This window comes from Actinomadura hibisca NBRC 15177 (genome assembly GCF_001552635.1).
Taxonomy (GTDB): domain Bacteria; phylum Actinomycetota; class Actinomycetes; order Streptosporangiales; family Streptosporangiaceae; genus Spirillospora; species Spirillospora hibisca.
In genome coordinates this window covers 26,541-49,375 of the sequence record NZ_BCRO01000039.1, presented here as the reverse complement: position 1 = coordinate 49,375, position 22,835 = coordinate 26,541, and the positions used below count along the sequence as shown (strand labels likewise).

The following is a 22,835-nucleotide window of genomic DNA, read 5'->3' as shown; positions in this document are numbered from 1 at the left end:
GCGTGACCGTTCGTCGGACCGAGCAGCCCGAGGGGCCGCCGGAGGGGCGCCCCGAGCCCGTCCCGCCCGGCTACCCCGACGTGGGCCGGCCCGTCCTGCTCGGCATCGGGGCGCTGCTGGCGGCGGGCCTGGCGCTGTTCTGGCTGCCCCTGCGCTCGGTCGACCTGGAGGCGATGACCGGGCACGGCCTGATCGGCGTGCTGCCGGTGGCGACGCTGCTGGGCGCGCTGCTGCTGGTGCTGACGTTCATGCTGACGCTGGCGCTGCCGCGCCCGCACCGGCTGCTGCTGTCGGCGCAGGTGCTGATGCTGGTGCTGGCGCTGCACGGCGTCACGCTGGCGCTGGAGCCGGTCGCGCGCTTCCCCACCGCCTGGCAGACCGCCGGGTTCATCGAGTACCTGACCCGCACCGGGACCGTCAGCTGGGACCTGGACGCCCGGTTCTCCACGCCCGGCTTCTTCGCCTTCATCGCGTTCGTGGTGAAGGCCGCCGGGCAGAACGACCTGGAACCGCTGCTGCGCTGGGCACCGCCGGTCACCAACCTGCTCTACCTGGTCCCGTACGTGCTGATCCTGCGGGTGTTGCGGGCGACGTGGCGCGCCAAGTGGTTCGCCGCCTGGATCTTCATCGCCGCCAACTGGGTCGGCCAGGACTACCTGTCCCCGCAGGCGTTCGCGTACCTGCTGTTCCTGTTCTTCGTGGCGATCCTGGTCAACTGGTTCCGCCACCACGACGAGACCACCCAGCGGGCCGGGCGGCGGCGCAGCGCCGAGACGCGCGAGCGCACCGGCCCGTTCTGGCGGGTCTACGCCTGGCTGTTCGGCGCGAAGGACCCCGGCGAGCTGCCCGCGCCCAAGGTGTCGGTGCGCGAGCAGTCGATCCTGCTGGTGCTGCTGTTCGTGCTGATCCTGGTCGGCACCGCCGCCCACCAGCTCACCCCGTTCCTGATGACGGCCTCCTGCGCGGGGCTGGTGCTGGTGCGCCGGTGCAGCCTGCGCGGGCTGCCGTTCGTCGCCGGGATCGTGTACGCGGCGTGGATCAGCTTCATGACCGTGGGCTACTGGGCGGGCCGCAAGGGCGAGCTGTTCGGCGGCCTCGGCAAGGTGTTCACCAACATCCAGCAGAGCACCGGCGGCCGCATCGGGCAGCAGTCCGGCGACATCAAGGACATCCAGCAGCTCCGCATCCTGATCGCGGCGGCCGTGGTGGGGCTGGCGGTCGCGGGGCTGCTGCGGCGGCGCTCGCGCGGCATCGACGACCGGGTGGCGCTGGTGCTGCTGCTGGTGCCGTTCTCCTCGTTCGGCCTCCAGAACTACGGCGGCGAGGTCGGCCTGCGCATCTACTTCTTCATGCTGCCGGCCGCGTGCCTGCTGATCTCCTACCTGTTCTTCCCCGCCCCGTTCGACGCGCCGCGCGTGCGCGACCCGAAGGTGCGGCTGCGCCTCGGCCGGCTGCGCACCGGGCCGCGGCGGCACTGGCCCGCGGTGGCCGCCGCGTCGATCTTCGCGGTGCTGCTGGCGGGCGGGTTCCTGTCGGTGCGCTACGGCAACGAGAAGTACGAGCAGGTCAGGCCCAGCGACGTGCGCGCCTTCGACGTCATGCTGAAGAACCACGACGGCGTGGTGGGCGTGGTGTGGCTGAGCGCCGAGAACCCCGAGCTGACCGGCGGCACGCCCGTCATGCCGTGGTCGTACCGGGGCTGGGAGCGGTTCAACCGCACCGCCGTCATCGCCAACCGGACCAACCCCGCCGACCTGTCGCAGATCATCCAGACGCTCCGCAACCAGGGGCCGGGCGGCTTCTTCGTCACCACGCGCAGCCACGAGGACTTCCAGGTGTTGTCGGCGGGGCTGGCGCAGGACTACGGCGCGCGGATGCGCGCGGCGCTGGCCGCCTCGCCGCTGATCCAGACCGTCTACGCCGACCGCGACGCGGCGGTCTACAAGCTGAAGGACCCGCCCGCCAACCCCGTGCTGCCGGTGCCCAAGCCCGCCGGGCTCGGGATGCGGTCCTCGCCGTGGACCCCGGCGGGCATGGTCTACCTGCCGGTGCTGCTGGGCGTGCTGCTGGCCCGCGAGTTGCGGCGGTTGCGGCTGCCGCCGGGCGAGCTGCGCCGGTTGCGGCCGATGACGGTGCTGGCGATGCCGCTGTTCGTCAGCGTCGTCGCGGTCATCATCGAGAGGTTCGTGATCATCCAATGACGGTGCTGCTGGCGACGCTGCTGTTCGCCGTGCCGGGCGCGGCGTTCTGGACGCTGCTGGGCGGGCTGGACCCGGTGGGGCGGCTGGCGGTCGCCGTCGTCGGGAGCATCACGGTGGTGGCGGGGTCGGCGCAGGTGATGCTGATGGCGGGCGCGTGGTCGCCGGGCACCGGCCTGGTCGCCGTGCTGGTGCTCAGCGGCCTGCTGGCGGGCCTCGGCCGGGTGCACCGCCGCGGGCGGCCCCCGGCCCCGCTCGTGCCGCCGCCGCGGCGTCCGGCGGCCGGCGCGAACACGACGCGCCAGGACATCCCCGCGCGCCGCCGCGAGGACGACGAGGAGGACTGGCTCTACCAGGAGTGACCGCTCCTAAAGATCGATGCCGTAGTCCAGCACCACCCGGTCGGCCGGGATGACGATGTCGCGGCACACCTCCATGATCCGCGCGCCGGAGATCATCCGGCGGGTCACGGCGAACACCGGCACGCCGCCGCCCATGCGCAACGTCTCGGCCTCCTCCGGCGTGGGCATCCGGGCGGTGACGGCCTCCTCGACGCGGGTCGGCGGGTGGCCGAGGAAGCTGAGCTGGGCCAGCGTGCCGCCGGGCCAGGGCTCGCGCGCGGGGTCGGCGACGGGGGTGTCGCCGACCACCTCCCACGGCAGGTAGTTGACCGAGATCTGCTGCGGCTCGCCGCGCGCGTAGAACACGAAGCGGCGGCGCAGCAGCTCGGTGCCGGTGGGCAGCTCGAACAGGGTGGCCAGTTCCGGCCCGGCGCGGGTGCGGCTGAACTGCTTGTCCAGCCGGTACTCGCGCCAGGAGATGCGCTGGTCGCGGGTGAAGGTGGTGGCCAGCGGCGACCCGGCGGGCGGCGCACCGGCCCGGACGTCGCCCTGCGCGCCACCGGGCATGCCGCCTGGCACACCACCGGACACGCTGCCGGGCGCGCCGCCTGGCACGCCGGTCGGCGCGCTGGCTGAGGTGCCGCCCTGGCCCTCACCCTGAGCCCCACCTCGGGTTTCCCCCTGGTCCCCGGGTTGTGCCTCGGGGCGGGTGAAGGCGCGGTAGCGGTCCATCGCCACCCGGCGCACCGGTGGCACGACCCGCACCACCGTGCCGCCGCCGCGGCGGGTCTCCACCAGGCCCTCGCCCCTGAGCTGGGCGATGGCCTGCCGGACGACGATCTCGGAGACACCGTGGGCCGCGCTCAGCTCCGCCATCGTCGGCAGCCGGGAACCCGGCGGTTGCGCGCCGCCGCGGATCTGCTCGCGCAGGGTGTCGGCAATGCGCAGGTAGGCCGGACGGTCCGGCACCGGCGTCACCCCCTTTCGTCCCGCCCCGTCACTTCCGCCTCTCCGCTCCTCCCTGGCGCTATCTCCGGAGAGACGGTCCGCTTACGGACAGCTTGACACTTCTTTGACCGAGTAAGACTTTTGTATACAGAAGAGCCGCCTCGGGGAAAGGACGACCTTGATGGGCGACTTCGAGGATCTGAAGACGGCCATCGAGCGGGAGTTCCCCGGCTGGCTGGTGTGGCGCAGCGACGCCGGCCGCTGGTACGCCACCCGCAGCGGCGACCTCACCGACGCCCAGCTCCAGGCCGGTTACGCGATGACGGTGGCCGCCGACGACTCCGCCGGGCTGCGCGCGCTGCTGCTCGACCAGCGCCGCCGCGACGACGAGGGCCGGTGACCGGGCGCGCGGGCGCCGGTGGCCGCGGCGCCGTGCGGCCCGGTCCCCCGACGGGGGCGGACCGGGTCCGGACGGTCCGGGGCGTCAGGTACCTCTGGCGCTGAGGTGACACAGGAATGGAGTCCTGGTGGGTGGGGTCGGTGTCACCCCCGGGGCCAGCTGGACGTGACCGCACGGTCGGTGCGATTCGGCGCGACCCCCCAGAAGTCGGGCCGCCCGTGCGGTCGCCATCCGCCGCGTCCCTCGCGGCCGGAACCCGGAGCCGCCACGGACGCTGACCCATTCCGGCCGCGGCCGAGCCACGGGCCGGTGGCCTGGCGATTGTCCGCACAGGTAAGGGAGTTGTGACGGTCCGGCGCGCGGTGGACCCGAACCAGCGCCTCCCCCATGGCGTTCTAACCAATGTGCCGAACCGGCACGGCACGCCCCCCGGCCCTCCCCTTGGAGGACTCCTTGGAAGTCCAGCAGCGGAACGAGACGAGCCGCATGGCGCTGTTCCGCAACCGGCAGGGACGCCACGGACGCCCCCGGCGGCGCCTGTTCCTGGTCGCCCTCGGCGCGGCGCTGGCCGGGGTGCTGGCCGCCACCGTCGCCATCGCGGTGACGGGCTGGCGGCCCGGCGGCGGCGCGACCGTCGGGAAGCCCGCCAAGGTCGCCAGCGAGGTCGGCGCGGGTGCGCCCAAGGACTGGCCCGCGTGGGGCTTCACCCACACCCAGAACACCGTGGACCGCGAGCGCGGCCCGCAGCAGACGCTCGCCGAGCTGGCGCGGCAGCCCATGCCGCAGGTGACACCGATCATGGGATGGGGCGTGGACAACCCGATGCCCCGGCCCGGCGAGTACAACTGGTCGTCGCTGGACCGCCGCATCGACGTGATCCGCCAGACCAGGGGCACGCCGGTGGTCACCCTGTGCTGCGGGCCGGACTGGATGAAGGGCGGCGAGGCGGGCAAGACCGACTGGTCGCGGCTGGAGACGGCGCTGGAGCCCGAGCACTTCGACGACTACGCCAAGCTGGCCGCCGAGGTAGCCAAGCGTTACCCGGACGTCAAGTACTACACCGTCTGGAACGAGTTCAAGGGCTTCTGGAACCCGTCCGGCAACCGCTGGGACTACGAGGGCTACACCAAGCTCTACAACGAGGTCTACACCGCGCTGAAGAAGGTGGACTCCGACATCAAGGTCGGCGGCCCCTACATGGTCATGAACAGCAACGCCCCAGGCAGGGCCGACGGTCCGCCGTCGGAGCTGTCGGGTTCCTGGGGCAGCATGGACCAGCGCAATCTCGACGCCGTCAAGTACTGGTACGAGCACAAGAAGGGCGCCGACTTCATCGCGGTCGACGGGCACGCCATGCCCGTGCAGCGCGAGGTGAAGACGGACGAGTTCCAGGTGCTGACCAAGTTCTCCGACGTCACCCGCTGGTTGCGCGGCCTCGACCCGCGCCTGCCGGTCTGGTGGGCCGAGTGGTACGTCGAGCCGGTGCCCTCGGACTGGACCGACGAGCGGCGCGGCGCGGTGCACGCCGCGGCGATGATGGAGTTCGTGCGCGGCGGCGCGGCCAGCGCGTTCTACTGGAGCCCGCAGACCGCCACCAGCGCCGACTGCGCGGGCTGCCTGTGGTCGGGCGGCGGCGCGCCCACCCCGACGCTGGCCAACCTCCAGAACTTCGAGCGCTGGTTCCCGCCCGGCACCAAGCTGCTGGACGTCAGGGCCGACGACCCGTCCGTGCGGGTCCTGGCACAGAGCCGCCAGATGGTCGCGGTCAACACCCGGGCGACGGCGGCGCGCACGCGGATCGAGGGCCAGGGCATCGACCTGGGCCCCTACGAGGTCCGCTGGATCGCCCGCTGACCCCGTCCACCCCCCGAACGAGCCAGACCGAGCTAGACGAGGAGAGCGCATGGCCCAGGGCACCGCGCCGCCCGCCGACGCGGCGGGGACCGGCATCGACGTGGTGGACATGGCGTTCTGGAACCGTCCCCCGCACGAGCGCCTGGCCGACTTCGCCCGGCTGCGCGAGCGCGGCGCGCCGGTCTACTTCGCCGAGCCGCGCGTGCCGTTCGTGCGGTCCGGCAAGGGTTTCTACGCGCTGGTGCGGCACGCCGACGTGGTCACCGCCAGCCGCAACGCCAAGGTGTTCTCCAGCGAGCCGGCCGCCACCTCGCCCGAGCCGCCGCCGTGGCTGGCGAAGGTGTTCGGCACCCCCATGATCAACATGGACGATCCCGAGCACGCCCGGTTGCGCCGCATCGTGTTCCGCGCGTTCACGCCCAAGATGCTCGCGACCATCGAGGACGAGGTGCGCGCCATCGCCGCCCGCGTGCTCGACCGGGTGGAGAAGGACGGGCCGGGCGACTTCGTCGCGCAGGTCGCCGCGCCGTTCCAGCTCGCGGTCATCTGCGCGATGATGGGCATCCCGGAGAAGGCCCGCCCGTACGTGTTGTCGCGGGTGGACGCCATGACCGAGTACTCGGGCGTGCGCGGCTCGCTGGCGAACCCGCGCACGTTGCGGCTGCTGGCCGGGAACCTCAAGGCGATCGTGGACCTGCACCGGTTCGTGGCGAGACTGGGCGAGGCGCGCCGCGCCGCCCCCCGCGAGGACCTGGTGTCGGCGCTGGTCAACGCCAACCCCGACGGGGAGCGCCTGTCGGTGGCCGAGCTGGGCTCGTTCTTCGACCTGCTGCTGGTGGCGGGCAACGAGACCACCCGCAACACCCTCACCCACGGCCTGAAGCTCTTCACCGACCACCCCGGCCAGCGCGACCTGCTGCTGGCCGACTACGACGCGCGGATCGGCGGCACGATCGAGGAGCTGGTGCGGTACGTGTCGCCGATCATGCAGTTCCGCCGCACGCTGACCCGCGACTTCGAGCTGGGCGGCCGCGCCCTCAAGGCGGGCGACAAGGTCGTGCTGTTCTACGGGGCCGCCAACCGCGACCCCGAGGTGTTCCCCGACCCCGACACCTTCGACGTCACGCGCTCGCCCAACCCGCACGTCGCGTTCGGCGGCCCCGGCCCGCACCTGTGCCTGGGCGCCAACCTGGCCCGCATGGAACTGAAGATCATGTTCCGGGAGCTGTTCACCCGGCTGCCGGGCCTGCGCGCCACCGGCGACCCGACGTACCTGCTGTCGAACTTCGACAACGGCATCACCCGCCTGCCCTTCACCTACGACCGCTGACCCGACCGGCCCTGGGGGGTTTTCCATGCACGTGACCGTGGTCCGGCCGCGCGAGCTGGGCGAGGCCGAGCTCAGCGCGTGGCGGAAGATGCAGAACGACCGGCCCCGGCTCGCCAACCCGTTCATGTCGGCGGGCTACGCGCGGGCCGTGGACCAGGTGATCGACGGCGCGCGCGTGGCGGTGTTGTCGGAGCGGCCGGGCGGCGACGTCACCGGCTTCTTCCCGTTCGAGCTGACCGGCCGCCGCAGCGCCGCCGCGATCGGCGGCTGGTTGTCCCTCGGCCAGGGCCTGGTGCACGCGCCGGGCCTGGACCTGGACGCGCGCGAGCTGCTGCGCGCGTGCGGGCTGGCGGCGTGGGGGTTCGGCACGCTGCTGCCGGGCCAGCCGTGGTTCGAGCCGTACGTGGGCAAACGCCTGGACTCGGCGGTGATCGACCTGACCGGCGGCTTCGACGCCTACACCGCCTCGCTGAAGGCCAAGGGCTCCAAGGTCGTCAAGCAGACCCGCTACAAGGAGCGCAAGCTCGGCCGCGACGTCGGCGAGGTGCGCTTCGAGTTCGACGTGCGGGACGACGCGTCGCTGGCGCTGGTGCGGCGCTGGAAGTCCGACCAGTACCGGGCGATGGGCCGCGCCGACCGGTTCGCCAAGCCGTGGGTGGTGGACCTGGTCGACCGGCTGCACGCCACCCACGAGGACGCCTTCGCGGGCAGCCTGTCGATGCTCTACGCCGACGGCCGCCCGGTCGCCGGGCATTTCGGCCTGCGCAGCGCGCGCACGCTGGTGACGTGGTTCCCGGTGTACGACCCCGAGTTCGCGAAGTACTCCCCCGGTCTGGTGCTGCACCTGCACATGGCCGAGCAGGCGGCGGCACTGGGCGTGCAGGAGATCGACATGGGCCCGGCGGTCGGCTGGCGCTACAAGCAGGAGTTGCAGAACCACTCCTTCCCCGTCGCCGAAGGCGTCGTGCGGACCCGCAGTGCGGCGGGCGCGGCGCACTGGATGCGGCACGAGCCCGTCACGCGGGCGCGCGAGACCGTCCTGAACAACCCCCGGCTCTACGCGATGGCCGACCGCACGATGCGCCGCTACGGCCAGTGGCGCTCCCGCCGGTCCGACACGGGCCCGCCACCCGCGAAAACGCGCCGCCACCTGGGCCTCGGCCTGCTCCCGGCGGGGGCGGAATCCCTGCCCGAGAGCGCCGCCACCTTCTGCCTGTTCTGACCGTCCCAGGGGAAAGACTCCCGAAACGTCTCCTCCGGTGAAGTGACAGACGCCGATCTCCGGGCACGGATAGGGAGGTCCGAACCCCCCTGGACGAGGAGGCCATGCCCCCATGGCACGAGTGACGCGCGCGGAGATCGACCAGCTCGTCAGCGGCGACCACCACGATCCACACGCCGTTCTGGGCGCTCATCCGGGGCGCGGCGGGGTGACGATCAGAGCGTTGCGCCCCCTCGCGCAGCGGGTGGAGGTGGTCCTGCCGGACGGCGACCGCAAGCGGCTGCGGCACGTCCACGAGGGCGTGTTCGGCGGCACGTTGCCCGCCGGGACGTCCCTGGCCGGAACCGGCCGCGACGACGCCCCGCAGGCCGTCCCCGACTACCGGCTCGCGGTCACCTACGACGACGGCGTCGAACTGATCCAGGATGACCCCTACCGCCACCTGCCCACGCTGGGCGAGCTGGACATGCACCTGATCAGCGAGGGGCGGCACGAAGAGTTGTGGCGGGCGCTGGGCGCGCGGGTGCGCTCCTACGCGTCGGCGTTCGGCCCGGTCAACGGCACGGCGTTCTCGGTGTGGGCACCGACCGCGCGCGGCGTGCGCGTGGTCGGCGACTTCAACCACTGGGACGGCCGGGCGCACCCGATGCGGGCGCTGGGCTCCACCGGCGTGTGGGAACTCTTCATCCCAGAAGTAGCCGACGGCGCCTGCTACAAGTTCCAGATCCTGGGCGCCGACGGCGTGTGGCGCACCAAGGCCGACCCGATGGCGCAGGCGACCGAGATCCCGCCCGCGACCGCGTCGAAGGTGTTCACCTCCGCCTACGAGTGGGCCGACGGCGACTGGATGGACCGCCGCAAGGGCCGCCAGTGGGTGCACGAGCCGATGAGCGTCTACGAGGTGCACCTCGGCTCGTGGCGGCCGGGCCTCGGCTACCGCGAGCTGGCCGACGAGCTGACCGCCTACGTGCGCGACATGGGGTTCACGCACGTGGAGTTCCTGCCGGTCGCCGAGCACCCCTACGGCCCGTCGTGGGGCTACCAGGTGACCTCCTACTACGCGCCGACCTCCCGGTTCGGCGACCCCGACGACTTCCGGCTGCTGGTGGACCGGCTGCACCAGGCGGGCATCGGCGTGATCGTCGACTGGGTCCCGGCGCACTTCCCCAAGGACGAGTGGGCGCTCGCGCGCTTCGACGGCACCGCCCTGTACGAGCACGAGGACCCCGCGCGCGGCGAGCACCCCGACTGGGGCACGCTGGTGTTCAACTTCGGCCGCGCCGAGGTGCGCAACTTCCTGGTGGCGAACGCGTCCTACTGGCTGGAGGAGTTCCACGTCGACGGGCTGCGCGTGGACGCGGTCGCCTCGATGTTGTACCTGGACTACTCCCGCGACGAGGGGCAGTGGACGCCCAACATCTACGGCGGCCGGGAGAACCTGGAGGCGATCTCGTTCCTCCAGGAGATGAACGCGACCGTTTACAAGCGCTCGCCCGGCATCATCACGATCGCCGAGGAATCCACGGCCTGGCCCGGCGTGACCCGCCCGACGCACCTCGGCGGCCTGGGCTTTGGCTTCAAGTGGAACATGGGCTGGATGCACGACACGCTCGGCTACTTCCAGCACGAGCCGGTGTTCCGCAACTACCACCACGGCGAGCTGACCTTCTCGCTGGTGTACGCGTTCTCGGAGAACTACGTGCTGCCGCTGTCGCACGACGAGGTGGTGCACCTGAAGGGCTCGCTGCTGGGCAAGATGCCCGGCGACGAGTGGAACCGGTTCGCGGGCCTGCGCGCGCTGCTGGCCTACATGTGGTCGCACCCGGGCAAGCAACTGCTGTTCATGGGCGGGGAGTTCGGGCAGGGCGGCGAGTGGGCCGAGTCGCGTCCGCTGGACTGGTGGCTGCTGGACGACTCCGCCGAGGGCGCGGGGCACACGGGCGTGCAGCGCCTGGTGCGCGACCTGAACGGCCTGTACCGCGCCGAGCCCGCGCTGTGGGGACTGGACAACGACCCGCAGGGCTTCGAGTGGATCGACGCCAACGACGCGGCGGGCAACGTGCTGTCGTTCCTGCGCCACGGGACCGAGCGGCCGGACGGGACGCGCCCGGTGATGGCGTGCGTGGTGAACTTCTCCGGCTCGCCGCACGAGGACTACCGCGTCGGCCTGCCGCACGCGGGCGGCTGGCGGGAGGCCCTCAACACCGACGCCTACGACTACGGCGGCAGCGGCGTGGGGAACATGGGCCGGGTGGAGGCGACCGCCGAGCCCCACCACGCGATGCCCGCGTCGGCGGTCATGCGGATCCCGCCGCTGGGCGCGGTCTGGCTGGTCCCGGAGGAACCAGGCGAGGCCAAGACCTGAGAAACGAAGACACCGGCGCGCGAATAGGGTGACCGGATGCCGTCACAACGTCTCCAGGTCATGTCGTCGCGCTTCGCGGTCGAGCACCAGCCGCACGCCACCTTCCCCGAGGACGACGAGTGGATCGCGCTGGTGCGCGCGCCCGAGGGACTGACCGTGGTGCGGGAGGCCCCGCCGTTCGGGACGATGCGGCGCTACGCGGGCTTCTACGGCGACCCGCACGGCCTCGACGTGCCGGGAATGCTGGCGGCGATCGTGGGACCGCTGGCCGACGCGGGCCTCTCGGTGTTCGCGGTCTCGACCTACCACGCCGACCTGGTGCTGGTGGACGAGGAGACCCTGGAGGAGGCGTCGGCCGTCCTGACCCGCGCAGGGCACCGAATCGTCACAACCGCCTAGCGGCCGCGGCGGGGCAGGCGTTCCAGGAGCCAGCGCGGGCCGATGACCGACGCTCCGGCCGCCTCGCAGCGGGCGCGCAGTTCGCGGTCGGCGGTCACCACCAGGTGCACCGCGTCGGGCTCGGCGTGCCCGGCCAGCTCGGCGATCAGATCGTCGCCGCTGCCGGGCGCGGCGACGACCCGCACTCCATTGGCGGGCTGGTCGGCGACCCGGCGGGCCGCGCCCTCCACCACCAGCACGGTGTCGGGGTAGGCCAGTTCGTAGGGCACCAGGCCGTCGGGCAGGCCGGTGACGCCCTCGTTCAGGGTGGCGAGGTCGTCGCGGAGCCGGGCGTTGGCCCCCGCGCGGTCCTTCCACCAGCCGTCGGCGCGGGCGCCCACCACGTTGGCGGAGTCGACGATCAGCACCAGCCGCGTCAGGCTCGCGCGCAGCGCGGGCCAGGAACGCGCGAACGGCGCGAACAAGCGCCGGTCGGCGACCTGGTCGACCGGCACCCACTCGGCCTTGCGCGTCTCCCGCGACGCGGGCCCGACCTGCGGCATCCGGTCCATCGACCCCAGCACCGAGGTGAACGACCAGTCGCCGTGGTCCTCGGTGCGGGCACCGTGCAGCACCACCCCGGCCGGGTCGAGCGTGGACTCCTCGACGGTCTCGCGCAGCGCGCCCGCGACCGGGTCCTCACCGCCGAGCAGGCCGCCGCTGAACATGCCCCACGTCCCCGCGCCGTGGCACCACCAGTTGCGCTGCTGGAGCAGCACCCGCTTGACGCCGTCGCCGGGGTCGCGATGGAAGACCATCAGCCCCGCCGCGCCGTTCCTGCCCCAGTGCACGTGCCCCTGGGAACAGCGTGCCCAGCCGTCGCCGTCTGCCATGGGGCGACGATATCCGCTCGCTGATCAAAGTACGGTGGGGACAGGTCGGGGGGCCCGAACACGACGACGGAGGACCGCGCATGGCGGCCGCGCTGCCCCTGGAGCCCGACGACCCGCCCGCGATCGGCGGCTACCGGCTGTCCGGGCGGCTCGGCGAGGGCGGCCAGGGCGTGGTCTACCTGGGCGAGGGCGCCGCCGGGGAGCGCGTGGCGGTCAAGGTGCTGAAGACCGCCGACCGGGCGGCGCGGGCCCGGTTCGCGCGGGAGATGGCGGCGGCGCGGCGGGTCGCGCCGTTCTGCACGGCGGCGGTCCTGGACTCCTCGGCGGACGCGCCGCTGCCGTACGTGGTCAGCGAGTTCGTGGACGGCCCGTCGTTGCAGCAGCGGGTGGCCGAGCGCGGCCCGCTGCGCGGCGGCGACCTGGAGCGTCTGGCCGTCAACACCGCGAGCGCGCTGGCGGCCATCCACGGCGCGGGCATCGTGCACCGCGACCTGAAGCCCGCCAACGTGCTGCTCGGGCCGGACGGCCCGCGGGTGGTGGACTTCGGCATCGCCCGCGCCATCGACGCCGAGACCCACACCCAGCTGGTCGGCACGCCGTCGTACTTCGCGCCCGAGTGGCTGGCGGGGCATCCGCCCACGGCGGCCTCGGACGTGTTCGCGTGGGCGGGCACGATGGTGTTCGCGGCGACGGGACGGCCGCCGTTCGGCCGCGCCGACGGCCTTGCGGCGATCATGCACCGCATCGCCCACGAGCCGCCCGACCTCACCGGCGTGCCGCCGTCCCTGCACGGGCTGCTGGCCACGTGCCTGGACAAGGACCCGGCGCGGCGGCCGACCGCGCGCGACCTGATGGTGCGGCTGGTGGACCCGAACGGCCCGGACTCGCACCCCGCGCCTCCGGGCGGCGTGATGGCGGGCCCGCCGGCCCCACCGCCGGGCGGCCCGGCGTTCCCGCCTCCGGACGGTCCCGGCACGAACCCGTCAGGTCCGCCCCGGGAGCCGTCCGCGCCGCGCAAGGGACGCGGAGCGCTGCTCGGAGCGGGCGCGGTCTTAGCGGTCGCCCTCATCGCCGGGGGGACGTGGGCGATCACGAACGCCCTGAACGGCGACACCCCACCACCGAACACCGTCAGGACGACCGGCGCCCCGCCCCCGTCCGGCTCGTCCTCGCCTTCGCCCTCCCAGGCGGGCACGACCTCGTCCGGTACCGGCGCGCCCGCCGCCTTCGCCGGGACGTGGCGCGGCACCGTCACCCAGCCGCCCGGCCTCGGCTCGCCCAGCGGCAGCAGCAGCGACGTGACGATCACCCTCCGCTCCGACGAGTCCGGCGGTGAGGCCGTCTACAAGGCGTGGGGCTGCACCGACACGCTCCAGATCACCAGCGCCTCCCCCACCGAGCTGAACATCCTGGAGACGCCCAAGGACTCCCAGGGCACCGCCGGATTCTGCATCGGCGGCGACATCACCCTGAAACTGGTGGACGGCGACACGCTGTCCTACCGGTCCGAGGGCTTCGGCAGCACCACCGGCACGTTGGAGAAGTCCTCGTGACCAAGGGCACACCGGAGCGCCCGCCGCCTCCGAATACCATTCGGTGAGTTGTCACCGGACCGGGAGCACCAGTTGAGCGTCGAGGCCCTGCCTGCCAATCAGCCTGCCGACCAGAGCGCCGAGCAGGCCGCCGACCTGTGGAACACCCTGTCGGGGGCCGAGCTGATCCAGGCGATCGGCGACGGCCGCTTCCCCGAGGTCTCGGACGTGGCCGTGCACATCGGCCAGCGGATCACCACCGCCGAGCCCGGCCGCGTCGAGATCGCCTGGACGCCCGCCGAGAAGCTCTGCAACCCCGGCGGCACCGTGCACGGCGGCTACATCGCCACCATCCTCGACAACGCGGTCTGCCTGGCCGCCGCCAGCACCGGCGAGCTGTTCACGCCGATGCTCACCCTCAACCTGAACATCGACTACCTGCGCGCGGTGTTCGCCGGGCAGGACTACACCGTCACCGGCACGTGCGTGCACCCCGGCCGCACCCGGATGTTCTCCACCGCCGTGATCACCGACGCCGAGGGCCGTCCGGTGGCGCAGGCCTCGGCGAGCGTGGTCCCGAACCGGGCCTTCGCGCGCTGACCGCTTAGGCTGGGGTCATGGTCGATCCCGGACAGGTCATCAACGTGATCAAGCACGCCCGCGACCGGCGCACCGCGCCGCTGGTGCTGGAGCTGGACCTCACCGACGGGCTCGTGGAGACACCGCCGGCCGACCCCCTGTCGGCGCTGTTGTCGATGCGCCGCACCCACCTGCACGACGTGCTGGAGGGCCTGCGCCGGGCCCGCTCGGACCGCCGGGTGCGCGCCGTCGTCGTCAAGATCACCAGTGGGCTCGGGCTGGCGCAGGCGCAGGAGCTGCGCGAGGCGGTGCTCGCGCTGCGCGAGGCGGGCAAGCGCACCGTGGCGTGGGCCGAGACGTTCGGCGAGGGCGGGCGCGGCACCGTGCCGTACTACCTGGCCACCGCGTTCGAGACGGTCTGGCTCCAGCCGACCGGCGAGCTGGGGCTGACCGGCGTCGCGATGGAGGAGCCGTTCCTCGCCGGGGCGCTGGAGAAGGCGGGCGTGCAGCCGCGCTTCGCCAAGCGCCACGAGTACAAGACCATGGCCAACACGTTCATGGAGCGGGCCTACACGCCCGAGCACCACGAGTCGTCGCAGCGGCTGGTCGACTCGCTCGGCGAGCAGATCGCCGAGGGCGTCGCGCAGGCGCGCGGCCTGGACGCCGCCCGCGTCCGCGAGCTGATCGACCGGGGCCCGCTGCTGGCGCCCGAGGCGCTGGAGACCGGCCTGGTCGACCGGCTCGGCTACCGCGACGAGGTGTACGCCGACCTGCGCGAGCAGGCGGGCCCGGACGCGCAGCTCCGCTACGTCTCCCGCTACAACCGCTCGCACGGCCTGGCCAAGCGGCTGCCGCAGCCGGGCAAGCAGGACGCCGTCGCGCTGGTCAACGGGCAGGGCGCGATCCGGCTCGGCCGCAGCGGGCGCGGCGGCCCGCTGCCCGGCCAGGGCCCGGCGATGGGCTCCGACACCATCGCCGCCGCGATCCGCTCGGCCGTCAAGGACGACCGGGTGCGGGCGATCGTGTTCCGGGTGAACAGTCCCGGCGGGTCGGCGGTGGCCTCCGACGTGATCTGGCGCGAGGTGCTGCTCGCGCGCAAGGCGGGCAAGCCCGTGGTGGTCTCGATGGGCAACGTGGCTGCGTCCGGCGGCTACTACGTGGCGATGGGCGCCGACACGATCGTGGCGCAGCCCGGCACCATCACCGGCTCGATCGGCGTGGTGGTCGGCAAGCCCGTCATCAACGGGCTGCTGGAGCGCGCGGGCATCGGCATGGGGCACGTCGCCGACGGCGAGCACGCCCGCATGTTCAGCCTGACCGAGGACTTCAGCGATTCCGAGTGGGAGCGCGTCAACGCCTCCCTCGACCGCATCTACGACGACTTCACCGGCAAGGTCGCCGAGGGCCGGGGCCTGTCGCGCGAGCGCGTCCACGAGCTGGCCCGGGGCCGGGTCTGGACGGGCGCGGACGCGCGGGTCAACGGCCTGGTGGACGAGCTGGGCGGCCTGGACCTGGCGCTGGAGCTGGCCCGCAAGAAGGCGGGCCTGGCCGCCGACGCGCCGGTGCGGGCGTTCCCGCACGCGACGCCGTTCGACCGGCTGCGCCCGCCGGAGTCCAGCGAGGACCGCACCGCCGCGACGGCCCGCTTCGACGGCTGGGGCTCGCTGAGCGGCGTCGCGGCCCGCCTGGGGCTGCCCTCCGCCGGTCCGCTGACCCTGCCCGGCTCCTGGGAGATCCGCTGAACACGCTGGACTTCACCGAGGCGGTCGCGGGCTTCGCGACCGGGGTGGTGGTGCTGACGGTGCGCGACGGCCGCGACGACCTCGGCACCACCGTCACCTCGTTCATGTCGGTGTCGCTGGAGCCGCCGATGGTGCTGGCGGGCGTGGCGTCCTCGTCGTACCTGGCCGAGGTGCTGGACCGGCAGGACCGGTGGGCGGCGACCGTGCTCAGCGGCGACCAACGGGCGCTGGCGGGCCGGTTCGCGGCCGAGGGCCGGCCCAGCGCGCGGCTGCTGCTGGCGAGCGAGCCGCACCACCGGGGCGGGCTGTCGGACGCGCTGATCCCGGATGAGGGCCTGGCGGCGCTGGAGTGCGAGACGCGGCAGCGCATCCAGGCGGGCGACCACCACCTGTACGTGGCCGAGGTGCGGGCGGCCGACTACATCGCGCGCCGCCGCACCCCGCTCATCAGGGTGGGCCGCCGCTACCTGTAGCGACGGCCCTCTCCGGCACGCTCTCCCCCCGCGCGGGGGCTAGTCTGCGCGGCGCTCGGCGAGGTCGCGGGGCAGGCGCTCCAGGAGCGTGCGCAGGTCGTCGGCGTGCTCCTCCTCCTGGGCGAGCAGCTCCTTGAACACCTGGCTGGTGGTGGGGTCCTTGTCGCCCAGCCACTGGATGATCTCGGTGTAGGCCGCGACCGCGATGCGCTCGGCGACCAGATCCTCCTTGATCATCTCGACCAGGTCGAGGCTGTCGCCGTACTCGGCGTGCGAGCGGGCGGTGAGCGTGTCGGGGTTGAAGTCGGGCTCGCCGCCGAGCTGGGCGATGCGCTCGGCGAGCTTGTCGGCGTGCTCCTGCTCCTCGCGCGCGTGCTCGGCGAACTCGGCGACGACCGCCTCGGAGTGGATGCCGGTGGCGGTGTAGTAGTGCCGCTTGTAGCGCAGCACGCACACCAGCTCGGTGGCGAGCGCCTCGTTGCAGACCTGGATGACCCGGTCGAGGTCGGCGCCGTAGGCGTCGGTGACGGGTCCCTTCTCCATCTCCTGCCGGGCGCGCTCGCGCAGCGTCTTCACATCGGTCAGGAACTCGGCCATCAATGCCTCCCCAGTGCGGTTGCGTGCAGGGAGGCATGTACCCATCAGACGGTTTTCACACCCGGACGCCGCCCTTCCATACGGCCGCCACCTGCGGAACTCCGGGCCGGTAGGCGAGATGGACGTGGGAGGGGGCGTCGAGCACGAGAACGTCGGCCCGCGCGCCCTCTCCCAGCCGTCCGACGTCGGTGCGGCGCAGGGCGCGGGCGCCTCCGGCGGTGGCGGCCCAGACGGCCTCGGCGGGGGTCATGCGCATGTCCCGGACGGCGACGGCGACGCAGAAGGCCATGCTGGAGCTGTAGCAGGAGCCGGGGTTGCAGTCGCTGGCGAGGGCGACGGAGGCTCCGGCGTCCAGCAGCCGCCGGGCGTCGGGGTAGGGCTGCCTGGTGGAGAACTCGACGCCCGGCAAAAGAGTGGCGACGGTCTCGGAGGAAGCCAAAGCGTCCACATCGGCATCGCTCAAAAAAGTGCAGTGATCAGCAGAGGCGGCCCCCAGCTCGACCGCCAACTGCACGCCCGGCCCCTCCCCCAGTTGGTTGGCGTGGATGCGAGGCATGAGCCCGGCCTTGACCCCGGCCTCCAGAACCTCGCGGGCCTGCCCCTCATCAAAGGCCCCGCGCTCACAGAAGACATCGACCCACCGGGCGTGGGGCGCACAGGCAGCGAGCATCTCGCCAGAAACGAGTTGCACGTACCCCGGGGCGTCCTCGGCGAACTCGGGCGGCACAACGTGCGCCCCAAGGAAGGTGACCTCATCCACCTCCTCAGAGGCGATGCGGACCGCGCGCTCCTCCTGCTCGACGGTGAGCCCGTACCCGGACTTGCACTCCACGGTGGTGGTGCCCTGCCGGGCCATCTCCCCGACGAGCCGCCGGACGTTGGCGCGCAGCTCGTCGTCGGAGGCGTCGCGGGTACGGGCGACGGTCGTGCGGATGCCCCCGGCCTTGTAGGGCTGCCCGCTCATCCGGGCGGCGAACTCCTCGGCCCGCTCGCCCGCGAACACCAGGTGGGCGTGCGAGTCCACGAAGCCGGGCAGGACGGCGCGCCCTTCGGCGTCGAAGACCTCGTCGGCCGCGGGCGCGTCCCGATCGTCACCGGCCCAGACGACGTTCCCGCCGTCCAGGACGAGCGCGGCGTCACGCCGGACGCCGAGCAGGCCGTCCCCGGCACCGGGCTCGTTGGTGACCAATTCGCCGATGTTCCTGATGAGAGTGCTCACGCTCCCAGGATGGCACCCGCCCGCTTCCGCGATCTCCCGCGCCCTACGGCCTCCGTCTCGTATCCGAGACCCCGACGTGATCGCTATTGTCGGTGCCGGAGGCGAGCAGGCGCCTGGTGGCCCTCACGGTCTTCAAAACCGATGGTCCCGAGCATCTCGGGACGGCGGGTTCGATTCCCGTTCGCCTCCGCCATCCGCCGTCACCGCGAGGTGCTCGGCGAGGAAGTCGATCTGGTCGGCGACGATCCGGTCGACCAGCGGCGGGTGGTAGACGGTGAAGTGGTCGGCGTCGTAGTGCCGCAGGACGCCGCGCGGCGCGGCGGCCGCGACTTTCACCGCGATCTGCGGGTCGATGAGGTTCTCCCGGTCGCTCTGGCACACCAGCAGCGGGCAGCGGACCCGGGACGCGCTGGCCGAGGCGTTGTAGAACAACATCTCCAGCCCGGCGGCGGCCGCCACGCGGTTGTCGAACCGGTAGCCCGGCGGGCAGACCGACTCCCAGCCCTCCAGCGCGCCCGGCTGGTTGACGAACGCGAGCTCGCCGGGACGGCCGACGAGCGGCACGTAGCGGCGCGGCCGTCCGAGCGCGGCGCGCAGCACGTCGGAGACGATCGGCGCGGTGAAGCGGACCAGGTGGCCGAGCCCGGTGCGGGTCGCGATGGCGCGGCCGTTGAGGACCGGGCACTGCACGACCGCCGCCGCCAGCTCCGGATGACGGGCGGCCGCGGCGACCACGTGGCTGGCGCCGAACGACGTCCCCCACAGCGCGACCCGGCCGGCGTCGAGTTCCGGCCGCGACCGGGCGAAGGCGAGGGCCGCGTCGATGTCGCGGGCGTAGCGGCGCGGGCTGACGAGCTGCCGGGGCTGCCCGCCGGACTCCCCGAGGTGCCGGAAGTCGAAGGCGAGGACCGCCAGCCCGGCGGCCGAGAACCGCTGCTCGTACTGGTCGAGCATCATCTCGTGCGTCGCGCCGCCGCCGTGCACCAGCACGACGGCGGGGTGGGGGCCGGGCCGGTCGGGGAGCGTCAGCCAGGCGGCGACGCGGTCGCCGCCGGAGGTGAAGGAGGTGCGCGTGGTCATGGAACCCCTCTTTCAAGTACGATGTACGTGTTCAGGGAGAGTTAAACACGTACCTCGTACGTAAACAAGGAGGAGTTTCATGCCCGCGCCCCGGAAGTTCAGCCGCGAGCAGTTGCAGGCCGCCGCGCTCGCGCTGGTGGACGAGGGCGGTCTCAGCGCGCTCACCATGCGCAGCCTGGCCGCGCGCCTGAAGACGGGGCCGATGACGATCTACAACTACGTGGACGGCCGCGAGGGTCTCGAAGAACTCGTCACCGAGGCCGTCATGGCCCAGGCGACCTGGGACGATGCTCCGTCCGACGACTGGCGTCACCGGGTGCGCACCATCGCCGAGGCGATGTGGCGCACGGCCCGCGCCCACCCCGCGACCATCCCGCTGATCCTCACCCGGCGCGGCCTGGATCCCGGCACGCTCCGGCCCGCCGAAGCCCTGCTGGAAGCGTTGGCCGCGAGCGGACGGACGGGCACCGACCTGCTGGTGGCGTTCCGCGTCGTGCAGGGCTTCGTCATGGGTCTCGCCCAAGCCGAGCTCACCGGGGACGCGCAGTCGGCCCCGGACCGCATGACGGCGCTGCCCCAGGCCGACTTCCCGCACCTGATCGAGCTGGCGCACGCGGCGGGCAAGAGCGACCCGGAACAGGAGTTCTACACCGGAATGCAAATCATCATCGCCGGGCTGGACGCCGCCCGCCCCTGACGGGTGCCGCCCCCGCGCCCCGGGTAGGAAGATCGCATACGGCGGGGGCGACGTTCGGGGGGACGTGCGGCATGTACTACAGCAGCGGCAACTACGAGGCGTTCGCGCGGCCGCGCAAGCCCAAGGGGGCCGACGACAAGACGGCCTGGTTCGTCGGCGCGGGCCTGTCCTCGCTGGCCGGGGCCGCCTTCCTCATCCGCGACGGGCACATGGACCCCGCGAAGATCACCGTCCTGGAGCGGCTGGAGCTGCCCGGCGGGGCGCTGGACGGCATCAAGGAGCCGAAGAAGGGCTTCGTCGTGCGCGGCGGCCGGGAGATGGAGGACCACTTCGAGTGCCTGTGGGACCTGTTCCGCTCGGTGCCCTCCATCGAGGTGGAGGGGGCCAGCGTCCTGGACGAGTTCTACTGGCTGAACAAGGACGACCCGAACTACTCCCTCCAGCGCGTCACGGAAAAGCAGGGCCAGGACGCCCACACCGACGGGTTGTTCACGCTCAGCGAGAAGGCGCAGAAGGACATCGTCAAGGTCTTCCTCGCCACCCGCGAGGAAATGGAGGGCAAGCGCATTGACGAGGTCTTCGGCGAGGACTTCCTGATGAGCAACTTCTGGCTCTACTGGCGCACGATGTTCGCGTTCGAGGAGTGGCACAGCGCGCTGGAGATGAAGCTGTACCTGCACCGCTTCATCCACCACATCGGTGGCCTGCCGGACTTCTCGGCGCTGAAGTTCACCCGGTACAACCAGTACGAGTCGCTGGTGCTGCCGCTGTACACGTGGCTGCTGGACCAGGGCGTGACCTTCCACTTCGCGACCGAGGTCGTGGACGTGGACTTCGTGGCGCGGCCCGAACGCAAGCAGGCGACGCGCCTGAGCTGGATCCGGGAGGGCGTCGAAGGCGGCGTTGACCTGGGCCCCGACGACCTGCTGTTCATGACGATCGGCTCGCTGACCGAGAACTCCGACAACGGCGACCACCACACCCCCGCCCAGCTCAACGAGGGCCCGGCCCCGGCCTGGGACCTGTGGCGGCGGATCGCGGCCAAGGACCCCTCGTTCGGCCACCCGGACGTCTTCGGGGCGCACATCCCCGAGACGAAATGGGAGTCGGCGACCGTCACGACCCTGGACAAGCGCATCCCGAAGCACATCCAGCGGATCTGCAAGCGCGACCCGTTCAGCGGCCGGGTGGTGACCGGCGGGATCGTCACCGTCCGCGACTCAAGCTGGCTGCTGAGCTGGACGGTCAACCGGCAGCCGCACTTCAAGCAGCAGTCGAAGGACGAGATCGTCGTCTGGCTGTACTCGCTGTTCGTGGACGTGCCCGGCGACTACGTGAACAAGCCGATGCAGGAGTGCACCGGCGAGGAGATCACCCAGGAGTGGCTGTACCACCTGGGCGTCCCGGCCGAGGAGATCCCGGAGCTGGCCGCGTCGGGGGCCAAGTGCGTGCCGGTGATGATGCCGTACGTGACGGCGTTCTTCATGCCGCGCCATGCGGGCGACCGTCCCGACGTGGTGCCGGAGAACGCGGTGAACTTCGCGTTCATCGGCCAGTTCGCCGAGACGAGCCGCGACTGCATCTTCACCACGGAGTACTCGGTGCGGACGGCGATGGAGGCGGCCTACCAACTGCTCGACATCGAGCGCGGAGTACCAGAAGTGTTCAACTCGACCTACGACGTGCGGAAACTGCTGGCGGCGACGAGCCGGTTGCGCGACGGCGAAGAGTTGGACCTGCCGGGCCCGGAGTTCGTCCGCCGCCGCCTGCTGCGCAAGCTCGAAGACACCGAGGTCGGGGAGCTGCTGGCGGAGTACAAGCTCCTAGGCTGAGTCGTCGGCCAGGTTGAGCCGGGCCAGCCGCTCCCGAAAGACGTAGCGGAGCACAACCTTCAACGCCGCCACACAAGGCAGCGCGACGACCGCACCCACAAATCCACCAACAGCCACACCGAACAAAGCACTGATGAACACCGTCACCGGCGACAACGCCACCGCCCGAGCGAACACCTTGGGCGCGATCAGGTAGTTCTCGACGTGCTGATAAATGAAGAAGAACACGATCGCGGCGATCGCCAGTCCGAGCGACTGGGTGAGCACGACCAACGTGGCGATGACCGCGCCAAGCGTGGCACCGATCTGCGGAATGGCGTCGCACACACCCACCACGACGGCCAGCAGCGACGGGTAAGGCGCACCGGTGAGCTTGAGGAAGGCGTAAGCGGACACCCCAGCCAGCCCCGAGACACACAACTGCCCGGTGACATAGCCGCCGATCTTCCCCAGCGACTCATGCGCGACGTCCACACGCTCCGGATCGTTCAGCACACGCTCGACCCGCCCCAAAATACGAGGCCAAGCCAGCAGAAAGTAGACCATCAGAACAAGCGAGGCCCCCGCCAGCACCAGCCCCGACACGAAGGACCCAAGCACCCCGGCCAGCTTCCCGGCCGACCCACTAAGCAACCCAGGCAACTTGCCAAGAAACGACTGAACCGACTTCTGAACATCCTGCCGGTGCAGAAAAGCACCAAGCGGATCATCAGTAGAAGTAACCCGCCCAACCAAATCCGGCAGGGCCCGACCAAGCTGCGCCAACTCAGCAACAGCAGGCCGCAACACGATAACGAGAATCGCAATGAAAACAGCGAGCAACACCAACAACAGAACCAGCACGGCCAGCCCCCGCCGAGGCACTACCCGCTGAATCCACTTCACAACAGGATCGAGCCCAGCAGCAAGGAACAGCCCAAGAAAGACCGCCAGACAAACAGTGCGGGCCAGCCAAAGCGCGGCCACCAGGGCAACGACCGCGAGAACCACCAGCGTGACGGCCGCGTAATGCCTCAGCGGCGGCCGCTCCACCCGGACGACCGCAGCCCCGCCACTCTCCCCACCCGCCACTACCGCTCCCCCAGAACACGCCCACCACCGACCACCCGCCTCATACCCGTGAGTGATCAAGAAGAACCGCAACGTGACACGTAG

General features: G+C 71.9%; 19 protein-coding genes, 1 tRNA gene and 1 pseudogene. 15 read left to right on the top strand and 6 right to left on the bottom strand.

The window, feature by feature from the left end; all coding sequences use genetic code 11:
- Positions 1 to 2 precede the first annotated feature (2 nt).
- Positions 3 to 2,201 carry a hypothetical protein gene (locus AH6_RS45045; protein WP_067481465.1) on the top strand — a complete coding sequence of 733 codons (2,199 nt, stop codon included), beginning with the start codon at positions 3 to 5 and terminating at the stop codon, positions 2,199 to 2,201.
- Entirely contained in the window at positions 2,198 to 2,560 is a 363-nt protein-coding gene (locus AH6_RS18525; RefSeq protein ID WP_067481463.1) for a hypothetical protein, read from the top strand. Before AH6_RS45045 ends, AH6_RS18525 begins: the two co-directional genes overlap by 4 nt.
- Before the next feature lie 6 nt (positions 2,561 to 2,566).
- Here the strand turns inward: AH6_RS18525 and AH6_RS18520 are convergent, their stop codons facing one another.
- On the bottom strand, positions 2,567 to 3,508 hold the full coding sequence (locus AH6_RS18520; protein WP_245679372.1) for a GntR family transcriptional regulator: 942 nt from the start codon (positions 3,506 to 3,508) through the stop codon (positions 2,567 to 2,569).
- Positions 3,509 to 3,668: 160 nt separating this feature from the next.
- On the opposite strand from AH6_RS18520, the gene AH6_RS18510 reads away from it, so the two are divergent.
- The 6 genes from AH6_RS18510 to AH6_RS18485 all read left to right on the top strand — a co-directional run bounded on the left by AH6_RS18510 (position 3,669) and on the right by AH6_RS18485 (position 11,057).
- On the top strand, positions 3,669 to 3,887 hold the full coding sequence (locus AH6_RS18510; RefSeq protein ID WP_067481461.1) for a hypothetical protein: 219 nt from the start codon (positions 3,669 to 3,671) through the stop codon (positions 3,885 to 3,887).
- Between the two features lie 453 nt (positions 3,888 to 4,340).
- Positions 4,341 to 5,741 carry a GH39 family glycosyl hydrolase gene (locus AH6_RS18505; protein ID WP_245679371.1) on the top strand — a complete coding sequence of 467 codons (1,401 nt, stop codon included), beginning with the start codon at positions 4,341 to 4,343 and terminating at the stop codon, positions 5,739 to 5,741.
- 49 nt (positions 5,742 to 5,790) lie between these two features.
- A complete protein-coding gene (locus tag AH6_RS18500) occupies positions 5,791 to 7,071 on the top strand; it encodes a cytochrome P450 (protein WP_067481457.1) in 1,281 nt (426 codons plus the stop codon).
- A gap of 25 nt (positions 7,072 to 7,096) precedes the next feature.
- Positions 7,097 to 8,293, top strand: a complete 1,197-nt coding sequence (locus tag AH6_RS18495) for a GNAT family N-acetyltransferase (RefSeq protein ID WP_067481455.1) — start codon at positions 7,097 to 7,099, stop codon at positions 8,291 to 8,293.
- Positions 8,294 to 8,405: 112 nt separating this feature from the next.
- Positions 8,406 to 10,658: a 1,4-alpha-glucan branching protein GlgB gene (glgB, locus tag AH6_RS18490; protein WP_067481453.1), complete on the top strand. Its 2,253-nt coding sequence runs from the start codon at positions 8,406 to 8,408 to the stop codon at positions 10,656 to 10,658.
- Between the two features lie 36 nt (positions 10,659 to 10,694).
- Complete coding sequence (locus AH6_RS18485; protein WP_067481451.1) at positions 10,695 to 11,057, top strand: ACT domain-containing protein; 363 nt, start codon at positions 10,695 to 10,697, stop codon at positions 11,055 to 11,057.
- On the opposite strand, the gene AH6_RS18480 is transcribed toward AH6_RS18485, so the two are convergent.
- Positions 11,054 to 11,929: an NUDIX hydrolase gene (locus AH6_RS18480; RefSeq protein ID WP_067481449.1), complete on the bottom strand. Its 876-nt coding sequence runs from the start codon at positions 11,927 to 11,929 to the stop codon at positions 11,054 to 11,056. The genes AH6_RS18485 and AH6_RS18480 overlap by 4 nt on opposite strands.
- 80 nt (positions 11,930 to 12,009) lie before the next feature.
- Here AH6_RS18480 and AH6_RS18475 point away from each other — a divergent pair, with 80 nt between their 5' ends.
- From AH6_RS18475 to AH6_RS18460, 4 genes are all read left to right on the top strand, one after another.
- Complete coding sequence (locus AH6_RS18475) at positions 12,010 to 13,482, top strand: serine/threonine-protein kinase (RefSeq protein ID WP_067481447.1); 1,473 nt, start codon at positions 12,010 to 12,012, stop codon at positions 13,480 to 13,482.
- 72 nt (positions 13,483 to 13,554) lie between these two features.
- A complete protein-coding gene (locus tag AH6_RS18470) occupies positions 13,555 to 14,061 on the top strand; it encodes a PaaI family thioesterase (RefSeq protein WP_067481445.1) in 507 nt (168 codons plus the stop codon).
- Positions 14,062 to 14,078: 17 nt separating this feature from the next.
- Entirely contained in the window at positions 14,079 to 15,782 is a 1,704-nt protein-coding gene (gene sppA, locus AH6_RS18465; protein ID WP_067481443.1) for a signal peptide peptidase SppA, read from the top strand.
- Positions 15,767 to 16,255 carry a flavin reductase family protein gene (locus AH6_RS18460; RefSeq protein ID WP_067481736.1) on the top strand — a complete coding sequence of 163 codons (489 nt, stop codon included), beginning with the start codon at positions 15,767 to 15,769 and terminating at the stop codon, positions 16,253 to 16,255. The genes sppA and AH6_RS18460 overlap by 16 nt, the downstream gene beginning before the upstream one ends.
- A 39-nt stretch (positions 16,256 to 16,294) precedes the next feature.
- On the opposite strand, the gene AH6_RS18455 is transcribed toward AH6_RS18460, so the two are convergent.
- The gene (locus AH6_RS18455) at positions 16,295 to 16,852 is read right to left on the bottom strand and encodes a ferritin-like domain-containing protein (protein ID WP_067481441.1); all 558 of its coding nucleotides are present in this window, start codon (positions 16,850 to 16,852) and stop codon (positions 16,295 to 16,297) included.
- Positions 16,853 to 16,907: 55 nt separating this feature from the next.
- A complete protein-coding gene (hutI, locus tag AH6_RS18450) occupies positions 16,908 to 18,071 on the bottom strand; it encodes an imidazolonepropionase (protein WP_067481440.1) in 1,164 nt (387 codons plus the stop codon).
- Between the two features lie 97 nt (positions 18,072 to 18,168).
- Here hutI and AH6_RS18445 point away from each other — a divergent pair.
- Positions 18,169 to 18,264, top strand: a tRNA-Sec gene (locus tag AH6_RS18445).
- Between the two features lie 128 nt (positions 18,265 to 18,392).
- Here the strand turns inward: AH6_RS18445 and AH6_RS47110 are convergent.
- Positions 18,393 to 19,151 (bottom strand): annotated as a pseudogene (locus AH6_RS47110) (alpha/beta hydrolase); the annotation flags it as partial.
- 79 nt (positions 19,152 to 19,230) lie between these two features.
- Here AH6_RS47110 and AH6_RS18435 point away from each other — a divergent pair.
- Together AH6_RS18435 and AH6_RS18430 are read left to right on the top strand one after the other, a co-directional pair.
- Positions 19,231 to 19,848, top strand: coding sequence for a TetR/AcrR family transcriptional regulator (locus tag AH6_RS18435; protein ID WP_067481438.1), 618 nt, complete (start codon positions 19,231 to 19,233; stop codon positions 19,846 to 19,848).
- A 71-nt stretch (positions 19,849 to 19,919) separates the two neighbouring features.
- On the top strand, positions 19,920 to 21,680 hold the full coding sequence (locus AH6_RS18430; protein WP_067481436.1) for an oleate hydratase: 1,761 nt from the start codon (positions 19,920 to 19,922) through the stop codon (positions 21,678 to 21,680).
- Here AH6_RS18430 and AH6_RS18425 read toward each other — a convergent pair.
- Positions 21,672 to 22,751, bottom strand: a complete 1,080-nt coding sequence (locus AH6_RS18425; protein WP_067481434.1) for an AI-2E family transporter — start codon at positions 22,749 to 22,751, stop codon at positions 21,672 to 21,674. The two genes, AH6_RS18430 and AH6_RS18425, sit on opposite strands and share 9 nt — an antisense overlap.
- Between the last annotated feature and the right edge of the window lie 84 nt (positions 22,752 to 22,835).

Bases quoted from the DNA above. Each gene is read 5' to 3' on its own strand.
- AH6_RS18455 (WP_067481441.1), bottom strand. From the start codon at position 16,852: ATGGCCGAGTTCCTGACCGATGTGAAGACGCTGCGCGAGCGCGCCCGG.
- AH6_RS18500 (WP_067481457.1), top strand. From the start codon at position 5,791: ATGGCCCAGGGCACCGCGCCGCCCGCCGACGCGGCGGGGACCGGCATC.
- AH6_RS18430 (WP_067481436.1), top strand. From the start codon at position 19,920: ATGTACTACAGCAGCGGCAACTACGAGGCGTTCGCGCGGCCGCGCAAG.
- AH6_RS18480 (WP_067481449.1), bottom strand. From the start codon at position 11,929: ATGGCAGACGGCGACGGCTGGGCACGCTGTTCCCAGGGGCACGTGCAC.
- glgB (WP_067481453.1), top strand. From the start codon at position 8,406: ATGGCACGAGTGACGCGCGCGGAGATCGACCAGCTCGTCAGCGGCGAC.
- AH6_RS18485 (WP_067481451.1), top strand. From the start codon at position 10,695: ATGCCGTCACAACGTCTCCAGGTCATGTCGTCGCGCTTCGCGGTCGAG.
- AH6_RS18510 (WP_067481461.1), top strand. From the start codon at position 3,669: ATGGGCGACTTCGAGGATCTGAAGACGGCCATCGAGCGGGAGTTCCCC.
- AH6_RS18435 (WP_067481438.1), top strand. From the start codon at position 19,231: ATGCCCGCGCCCCGGAAGTTCAGCCGCGAGCAGTTGCAGGCCGCCGCG.
- AH6_RS18475 (WP_067481447.1), top strand. From the start codon at position 12,010: ATGGCGGCCGCGCTGCCCCTGGAGCCCGACGACCCGCCCGCGATCGGC.
- AH6_RS18495 (WP_067481455.1), top strand. From the start codon at position 7,097: ATGCACGTGACCGTGGTCCGGCCGCGCGAGCTGGGCGAGGCCGAGCTC.
- AH6_RS18525 (WP_067481463.1), top strand. From the start codon at position 2,198: ATGACGGTGCTGCTGGCGACGCTGCTGTTCGCCGTGCCGGGCGCGGCG.
- sppA (WP_067481443.1), top strand. From the start codon at position 14,079: ATGGTCGATCCCGGACAGGTCATCAACGTGATCAAGCACGCCCGCGAC.